The organism is Streptomyces sp. NPDC127098, assembly GCF_042722465.1.
Lineage (GTDB): Bacteria > Actinomycetota > Actinomycetes > Streptomycetales > Streptomycetaceae > Streptomyces > Streptomyces millisiae.
The window spans coordinates 1-7,927 of sequence record NZ_JBHXFJ010000124.1 but is presented as its reverse complement, the minus strand read 5'-3'; the positions used below and the strand labels follow the sequence as shown (position 1 = coordinate 7,927).

The 7,927-nt window shown below is 72.2% G+C and carries 6 protein-coding genes; 2 read left to right on the top strand and 4 right to left on the bottom strand.

Going from position 1 to position 7,927, the window contains the following annotated elements:
• Positions 1 to 124: 124 nt before the first annotated feature.
• Genes ACFWI8_RS35785 through ACFWI8_RS35770 form a run of 4 tightly spaced genes read right to left on the bottom strand, consistent with a single transcriptional unit; the run spans position 125 to position 4,215 of the window.
• On the bottom strand, positions 125 to 1,153 hold the full coding sequence (locus ACFWI8_RS35785) for a LacI family DNA-binding transcriptional regulator (RefSeq protein ID WP_387100303.1): 1,029 nt from the start codon (positions 1,151 to 1,153) through the stop codon (positions 125 to 127).
• Position 1,154: 1 nt separating this feature from the next.
• A complete protein-coding gene (locus tag ACFWI8_RS35780; protein WP_387100301.1) occupies positions 1,155 to 1,988 on the bottom strand; it encodes a carbohydrate ABC transporter permease in 834 nt (277 codons plus the stop codon).
• The gene (locus ACFWI8_RS35775) at positions 1,985 to 2,914 is read right to left on the bottom strand and encodes a carbohydrate ABC transporter permease (protein ID WP_387100299.1); all 930 of its coding nucleotides are present in this window, start codon (positions 2,912 to 2,914) and stop codon (positions 1,985 to 1,987) included. Before ACFWI8_RS35775 ends, ACFWI8_RS35780 begins: the two co-directional genes overlap by 4 nt.
• On the bottom strand, positions 2,911 to 4,215 hold the full coding sequence (locus ACFWI8_RS35770; protein WP_387100296.1) for an extracellular solute-binding protein: 1,305 nt from the start codon (positions 4,213 to 4,215) through the stop codon (positions 2,911 to 2,913). Before ACFWI8_RS35770 ends, ACFWI8_RS35775 begins: the two co-directional genes overlap by 4 nt.
• A gap of 167 nt (positions 4,216 to 4,382) precedes the next feature.
• Here ACFWI8_RS35770 and ACFWI8_RS35765 point away from each other — a divergent pair, with 167 nt between their 5' ends.
• Positions 4,383 to 6,389, top strand: coding sequence for a beta-galactosidase (locus ACFWI8_RS35765; RefSeq protein ID WP_387100291.1), 2,007 nt, complete (start codon positions 4,383 to 4,385; stop codon positions 6,387 to 6,389).
• Between the two features lie 21 nt (positions 6,390 to 6,410).
• Positions 6,411 to 7,523 (top strand): arabinogalactan endo-beta-1,4-galactanase, encoded by a 1,113-nt coding sequence (locus ACFWI8_RS35760; RefSeq protein WP_387100289.1) that lies wholly within the window; start codon positions 6,411 to 6,413, stop codon positions 7,521 to 7,523.
• The last annotated feature ends 404 nt before the right edge of the window (positions 7,524 to 7,927 follow it).

Genomic DNA, 7,927 nt, shown 5'->3' with positions numbered 1-7,927 from the left:
TATCCGGCGATGGCGGTGGGGTCTTCGGCGTTCAGAGGCGCTGGCACGGCGCTTAATCTAGCGACGGTCGGAAACCGGTCAACCTTGCGATTGAATCAGTTCGGCTACAGCACCCGCACGCCGTTCAGGCCGACTCGCGGCGCACCAGCTCCGTGGGCAGGATCACGGCCGAGGTGTCCTGGCCCTCGATCTGCGCCAGCAACAGCCGGACCATCTCCGCGCTGATCCGGTCCCACGGCTGGCGGATGGTGGTCAACGCCGGGCGCGCGGCGACGGCCGCCACCGAGTCGTCGAAGCCGCCGACCGCCACATCGTCCGGGACCCGCCGCCCGGCGTCGCCCAGCGCGGCCAGCGCGCCCTGGGCCATCAGGTCGGAGGCGACGAACAGCGCGTCCAGGTCCGGGCGTCGGGCCAACAGCTCCTCGGCGGCCCGCGCGCCGCTGTCCCGGCTGTAGTCGCCGGTGGCGACCAACTCCGGCTCGTACCGCAGCCCCGCCTCGGCCAACACCTCGCGGTAGCCCGCCAGCCGCTCCACGCCGCCCGGGGTGTCCAGCGGCCCCGTCACGATCCCGACCCGCCGGCGGCCGACCGACAGCAGGTGCCGGACCATGGTGCGGGCCCCGTCCCGGTCGTCCGCCGCCACGTGCGCGAGCCTGATCCCGGTGAGCTGCGGGGTGCCGCAGATCACCACGGGCACGCCGGCCTTCACCAGCTGCTCGGCCACCGGACTGCCGGCCCGGCTGGAGATCAGCAGCACCCCGTCCACGTGGCCCGAGCCGACGTAGCGCACGATCCGGCGCTGCTCCTCGACCGTGCCGGCCAACATCAGCAGCAGCGGTATGTCGTGCGCGGCCAGCGCCTCGGTGCAACCCCGCAGCAGCACGTTGAAGTTGGGGTCCTCGAAGAACTTCTCCTGCGGCTCGGTGAGCAGGAAGGCGGCCGAGCCCGTGCGGCCGGTGATCAACGAGCGGGCGTGCCGGTTGACGACGTAACCGGTCTTGCGGATGGCCGCGTTGACCGCCTCGGCCGCGGCCGGGCTGACGTGGTGGCCGCCGTTGAGCACCCGCGAGACGGTGCCCCGGGAGACGCCGGCGACCCGCGCCACGTCGTGGATCGTCGGCCGCCGGCGTCGCTCTCCCGGTTTCACGCGCATGTCACGACTTTACGGCGCCCGACAGCAGGTCCAGACTCCAGAACCGCTGGATCACCAGGAACAGCGCGATCAGCGGGACGATCGCCAGCAGCGAGCCGGTGATCACCAGGGTGTAGAGGGCGGGGGAGTTCGAGCCCTGGTTGAGCAGCGTGAACAGGCCGAGGGTGATCGGGAACTTCTCGTCGTCGCTCAACATCACGTACGGCAGGAGGAAGTTGTTCCAGATCGCGACGAACTGGAAGAGGAAGATCGTCACCAGGCCCGGCAGCATCATCGGCAGCGCGATGGTGCGGAAGATCCGCCACTCGCCGGAGCCATCCATCCTGGCGGCCTCCAGCAGGTCGGCGGGCACGGCCGCGGTGGCGTAGATCCGGGCCAGGTAGATGCCGTAGGGGGAGAGGACCAACGGCAGCAGCACCGAGGGGTAGCTGTCGGTGAGTTCCACCTCGGCCAGCATCAGGTACTGCGGAACGGCGAGGATCACCGGCGGCATCAGCACGCCGGCGAGCAGCACCGAGAAGACGGCCTCCCGGCCGCGGAAGCGGTAGACGGCGAGGCCGTAGCCGGCCAGCGCGGAGACCGCGCAGGACAGCAGGGCGCCGACGCCCGCGTACAGGCCCGAGTTCGCCATCCACTGCCAGTAGACGCCGTCCCGGTAGTCGTTCAGGTCCGCGATGTTCTCCAGCAGCCCGGTGCCGGGCGCGAAGGTGAAGGTGGAGAACAGCTCGTCGCCGGCCTTGGTCGCGGCGACCAGCACCCAGGCCACGGGCAGCAGGCAGTAGAGGGCGCCGAGCAGCAGCGCGGCGGTGGGCAGCAGTGCGATCCGGCGGGTCATCGGCCGGCCTCCTCCTGGCGGTTACGGGAGTTGGCCGCCCGCAGGAAGCCGAAGGACAGCGCCAGGGTGATCACCGCGATGACCACGGCGGTGGCGGCGGCCGCGTGGATGTCGCCGCCGCGGAACGCGTCCTGGTAGACCTTCATCATCGGACTCCAGGTGGTCGGGATGCTGTTGGTGAGCGGCCTGAGGGTGGTCGGCTCGTTGAACACCTGGAGGGTGGCGATGACCGAGAAGAAGAAGGTGAGCACCAGCGCGGGCGCCACCATCGGGATCTTGATCCGCAGCGCGATCTGCGCCTGCGAGCAGCCGTCGAGCCGGGCCGCCTCGTAGACCTCGGCGGGGATGGCGCGCAGCGAGGTGTAGATCACGATCATGTTGAAGCCGGTGCCGCCCCAGACCGCGATGTTGGCCATCGCCACGTAGAGCGGACCGCCGGCGAGCAGGTCGGGGGCCGGCAGGCCGAACCGGTCGAGCAGGTAGTGCAACGGGCTGACCGACGGCAGGTAGAGAAAGCCCCACAACATGCCGGCGATCACGCCGGGCACGGCGTAGGGCAGGAAGATCACCAGCCGGCCGAAGCGGCGGCCGCGTACCCGCTCGGCGTCCAGCAGCAGCGCGAAGAGCAGGGCCAGGCCCAGCATCACCGGGATCACGATCAGGCCGTAGCCGAGCACCCGCCCCGCGCTGGCCAGCAGCTCCGAATCACCCAGCGCGTCCGCGTAGTTGGAGAGGCCGGCCCATACCTCGGAGCGGGCGCCGCTGCCCAGGCCGAGGCCCTGGACCTCGATCCGGTGCAGGCTGAGCCAGATCGCGTAGCCGATGGGCAGCGCGAAGAAGAGCAGGAAGAGCACGGCGGCGGGGGCGAGGAAGGCGTACGGGGCGCGCCGCCGCGCCCCGTACGCCTGGCGGCGGGTCCTGCTCACCGAGCCACCTGGAAACCGTGGGACTCCATGTCGTCGACGGTGGCCCGCTGCATGGCGGTCAGCGCGGCGGCGAAGTCGCCCCGGCTCTCTGCGGCCTGCCCGAAGGCGTCGTTGAAGGTGGCGTAGGCGACATTGACGTTGGGACCCCAGGCGGCGGGCGCGGTGCCGGCGGCTATCTCGGCGGCCAGCGCGTAGAAGTCGGGCTGGTTGGCGAAGTAGGCCGGCGGCTCGGCGAGCGCGTCGCCGGTCTGGGCGGCGGTGGCGGCCGGGTAGACGCCGCCCTCGGTGACCAGCGCGGCCAGGGCCTCGGGGTCGGTGTTGAGCCAGGTGGCGAACTCGACGGCGGCCGCCCGGTGCTCGGTGTCGTTGGTCACGGCGGTGGTCGAACCGCCCCAGCTGCCGGTGGCGTTGTCGCCCGCGTTCCACTGGGGGAGCGGGGCCATGGCCCAAAGCCCCTCGGTGTCGGGGGCGGCGGTGGTGAGGGTGCCGGGCGCCCAGACGGCGCTGACCCAGGCGATCTGGGAGCCGTCGTTGAGCGCCTGGTTCCACGCGGGCGTGTACATCGGCTCGTTGCTGACGAGGTCCTCGGCGACCAACCCACCCCAGAAGTCCGCGACCCGCCGGGTGGCCTCGTCGTCGATGGCCACCCGCCAGGTGTCGCCCTCGGTGGTCCACCACCGGGCGCCGGCCTGCTGGGCGAGGCCGGCGAAGAGGCCGGCGTCGTTGGCCGAGAAGGTGGTCAGGTAGCGGTTCGGGTCGGCCTCGCGGAGGGCGCGGGCGGTGTCGGCGAACTCGTCCCAGGTGGTCGGGACCTCGAGGCCGAACTCCTCGAACAGGTCCTGCCGGTAGTAGAACATCATCGGCCCGGAGTCCTGCGGGACGGCGTAGACCGCCTCACCGCCGAGGGTGACCTGCTGCCAGACGCCCGGCGCGAACGCCTCGGCCACCTCGTCCCCGAGCTCGCCCGAGATGTCGGCGAGCACGTCGTTGCTGACCAGGGTGGGGATCGCCTGGTACTCGGCCTGCACCAGGTCGGGCGCCTCGCCGGCCTGGGCGGCGGTGATCGTCCTGGTGACCAGGTCGTCGCCGGCGGCCTGCTCCCTGACGGTGACCTGGATGTCGGGGTTTGCCTCGTTCCAGAGGTCCACGACGGCCTCCATCCCGGGCGCCCAGGCCCAGTAGCTGAGGTCGACCGGCCCGGACCCCGAGGAGTCGCCGTCGTCTGAGCCACCGCAGCCGGCGAGGGCCGCGGCGGAGAGCGTGGTCGCGAGGCAGGTCACAAGGGTGCGGTGGAGCTTCATCGCGTCCTCCGTGTGGTGAAAGCTCGGCTGTGAGCGTTCACAGTAGAGAAACCAATTGCACACTTGTCAATGGTTGTTGCTGTGCGGTTATGTTGGGGATATGCAGTCCGGCAGAGACTGTGTACGTTCCCAGATCGTGGCCCATAAGGGGGCCCAAGGAGAGTGCCATGGACCGACTCGCGTTCGGCGGAGACTACAACCCGGAGCAGTGGCCGGAAGAGGTCTGGGCCGAGGACGTCGCGCTCATGCGCGAGGCCGGCGTGACCCTCGTCAGCCTCGGGATCTTCTCCTGGGCCAAGCTCGAACCCGCCCCCGGCGAGTACGACTTCGACTGGCTCGACCGGATCATCGGCCTGCTGCACGACGCCGGCATCGCCGTCGACCTCGCCACCCCCACCGTGGTGCCGCCCGCCTGGTTCTACCGCGCCCACCCCGAGGCCCTGCCCGTCAGCCGCGAGGGCGTGCGCTGGGCCTTCGGCTCACGCGGCGCCATCTGCCACAGCTCGCCCGCCTACCAGCAGGCCGCCGCCCGCGTCGCCACCGCGCTCGGCGAGCGCTACGGCCGCCACCCCGCCGTGCGGATGTGGCACGTGCACAACGAGTACGGCGTGCCGGTCCTCGAGTGCTACTGCGACACCTCGGCCGCCGACTTCCGCCGCTGGCTGCGTGACCGCTACTCCCACCTCGACGCCCTCAACGCCGCCTGGGGCACCGCCTTCTGGGGTCAGGCCTACGGGGACTGGGAGGAGATCAAGACGCCCAGGCTCACCCCCACCGTCGCCAACCCCGCCATGCGCCTCGACTTCGCCCGCTTCGCCAGCGACAGCGCCCTGGCCAACTTCGTCCGCGAGCGCGACATCCTCCACGAGCTCTCGCCCGGCGTCCCCGTCACCACCAACTTCATGGTCTCGCCCACCCAGTGCGACACCATCGACTACTGGAAGTGGGGCCGCGAGGTCGACATCGTCACCAACGACCACTACCTGGTGGCCGAGGACGACCGCAACCACATCAACCTCGCCATGGCCGCCGACCTCACCCGCTCCGTCGCCGGCGGCCGCCCCTGGCTCCTGCTCGAACACTCCACCAGCGCCGTCAACTGGCAGACCCGCGGCATCGCCAAGCGCCCCGGCGAGATGGCCCGCAACAGCCTGGGCCACGTGGCCCGCGGCTCCGAGGGCGCCATGTTCTTCCAGTGGCGCGCCTCCCGCTTCGGCGCCGAGAAGTTCCACTCCGCGATGGTCCCGCACGCCGGCACCGACAGCCGCATCTGGCGCGAGGTCGTCCAACTCGGCGCGGGCATCGGCGCGTTGACGCCCCTGAAGGGCAGTCGCACGGTCGGGGACGTCGCCGTGGTCTGGGACTGGGAGTCCTGGTGGGCGCAGCGTCTCGAGTGGCGGCCCAGCGAGGACCTCGACACCAGGGAGCGCGCCGAGAGCTACTACGCGTCGCTCTACGACCGGCACCTCACCGTCGACTTCGTCCATCCCGAAGGCGAGTTGACCGGCCACCCGCTGGCCGTCGTCCCCGCCCTCTACCTCGCCACCGCCGCCGCCGGCGCCAACCTCCGCCGCTACGTCGAGGGCGGCGGCACGCTGCTCGTCTCCTACTTCTCCGGCATCGTCGACGAGCACGACGCCGTCCACCCAGGACCGCACCCCGGCGCGCTGCGCGACGTACTCGGCCTGACCGTCGAGGAGTTCCAGCCGCTGCGGGCCGGCGAGTGGGTGGGCCTGACCTCGGCCGACGGCACCGAGCGGCCCGACCTGGCCGGGGACGTCTGGGCCGAGACCCTCGTCACCAGGGGCGCCGAGCCCGTCTGGCGCTACGCGGACGGACCGGCCGCCGGCGGCCCCGCCGTCACCCGGCACGCCCTCGGCTCCGGCACCGCCTGGTACGTCTCCTCCCGCCTCGGCCGGGACGGGATCGACGCCGTACTGGCCGCCGCCACCGCGGACGCCGGCATCGCGCCCCGCGACGAACTCCCGCGCGACGTCGAACTGGTGCGACGCCGCGGCGACGGCGGCGAGTACGTCTTCGCCATCAACCACACCGCCACCGAGGCCAAGGTCGACCTGGCGGCGCACGGCACCGAACTGCTCACCGGGGAAAGCGTGGCCGGCCGCCTCGCCGTCCCCGCCGGGACCGTGCGGGTGGTGCACATCACCCACTGAAGGCACTCATGGAAGGGACCCATGATGCGCAGACGAACCATCCTCCGGGCCGGCACGGCCGCCATCGCCGCGCCCGTCGCGTCAGTCGCCCTCACCACCGGCGCGGCCCAGGCCGCGCCGGTGCGGATCCAGGGCGTCGACCTGTCCTCCGTCCCCAAGGGCGAGGCCCGCGGCGCCGTCTTCCGCTACGCGAACGGCACCGCGGGCGACCCCGTCCGCATCCTCCAGGAGGGCGGCGCCAACTACGTCCGGCTCAAGGTCTGGGTGAACTCGCCCGACGGCTACCACGGCAAGCCGCAGATCCTCGCGATGGCCAGGCGCGCCCAGGCCCTCGGCATGCGCACCCTCATCGACTTCCACTACTCCGACTCCTGGGCCGACCCCGGCCAGCAGACCAAGCCCGCCGCCTGGCAGAACCTTTCCTCCAGCGCGCTCGAACAGGCCGTCTACAACCACACCTACGACATCCTTGACGGGCTGCGCGCGCAGGGCACCCCGGCGGCGATGGCGCAGATCGGCAACGAGATCAACAGCGGCATGCTGTGGCCCGACGGCCGCTACACCAACTGGCCGCAACTCGGCCGCCTGCTGACCGCGGGCGTCCGGGCGGCCCGCGCCGCCTCCCCCGGCATCCAGGTCGCGCTCCACCTGGCCGAGGGCGGCAACAACTCGGGCACCGTCTGGTGGTTCGACAACGCGCTGGCCCAGGGCGTCTCGTTCGACGTCATCGCGCTGTCCTTCTACGGCTACTGGCACGGCACGCTGGACGACCTCCAGTTCAACCTGAACGACGTCTCGGCGCGCTACGGGAAGGACGTGCTGGTCGCCGAGACCGCCTACCCGTTCCGCACCGACAGCAAGGACAGCCACCCGCAGATCATCACCGCGCGGGAACCGGTGGCCGGCCTCCCCGCCATCCCCGAGGGCCAGCTGCAGTGGATGCGGTCGATCACCACGGTGGTCTCCCGCGTCCCGAACAACCGGGGCCTCGGCGTCTTCTACTGGGAACCGGCCTGGACCGCCGTCCCCGGCAACGGATGGGACCCCTACGACCCGAACTCCGGCAACGCCTGGGAGAACCAGGCCCTCTTCGACTACGACAACCGCGTCCTGCCGGCGGCCACCTGGCGCTGACACGCCGCTACGCGCTTGGCGTTGGTCGCCGGCCCGCAGGCCCGGGCCACCGGTGCGCTCCGCGCGCCTGGTGCCCGGGCCTGCGGCTGTGTGTGCCTGCGGCCGTGCCGCGCTCACCCACCCGCCCTCCGGGCGGGGCGTTGCGCGGCAGCGGCCGCGCGCGGAGCGCGAGTAGGGGTGGGTGGGCGGGGGAAACCCGGCGCGCAGCGCTACGGGCCCGGCTGTCAGGCCGGGCGTCGCGCGGGGTGCCGCCGCGGCCCGCGCCACCCCGGCGGCTGACCCCGCGCGACAGCGCGGTTGCGCGCGAAGCGCCACGGGCCCGGCCGTCACGCCGCACACCGCGCGGAGCGCGCCCCGCAGGGCCCCACGCAGCGCGCGGACGCCCGCCCGGCCAGGGCCGGGCG

Coding starts and splice junctions, on each gene's coding strand:
- ACFWI8_RS35785 (WP_387100303.1), bottom strand. CDS start 1,153: ATGCGCGTGAAACCGGGAGAGCGACGCCGGCGGCCGACGATCCACGAC.
- ACFWI8_RS35780 (WP_387100301.1), bottom strand. CDS start 1,988: ATGACCCGCCGGATCGCACTGCTGCCCACCGCCGCGCTGCTGCTCGGC.
- ACFWI8_RS35770 (WP_387100296.1), bottom strand. CDS start 4,215: ATGAAGCTCCACCGCACCCTTGTGACCTGCCTCGCGACCACGCTCTCC.
- ACFWI8_RS35765 (WP_387100291.1), top strand. CDS start 4,383: ATGGACCGACTCGCGTTCGGCGGAGACTACAACCCGGAGCAGTGGCCG.
- ACFWI8_RS35760 (WP_387100289.1), top strand. CDS start 6,411: ATGATGCGCAGACGAACCATCCTCCGGGCCGGCACGGCCGCCATCGCC.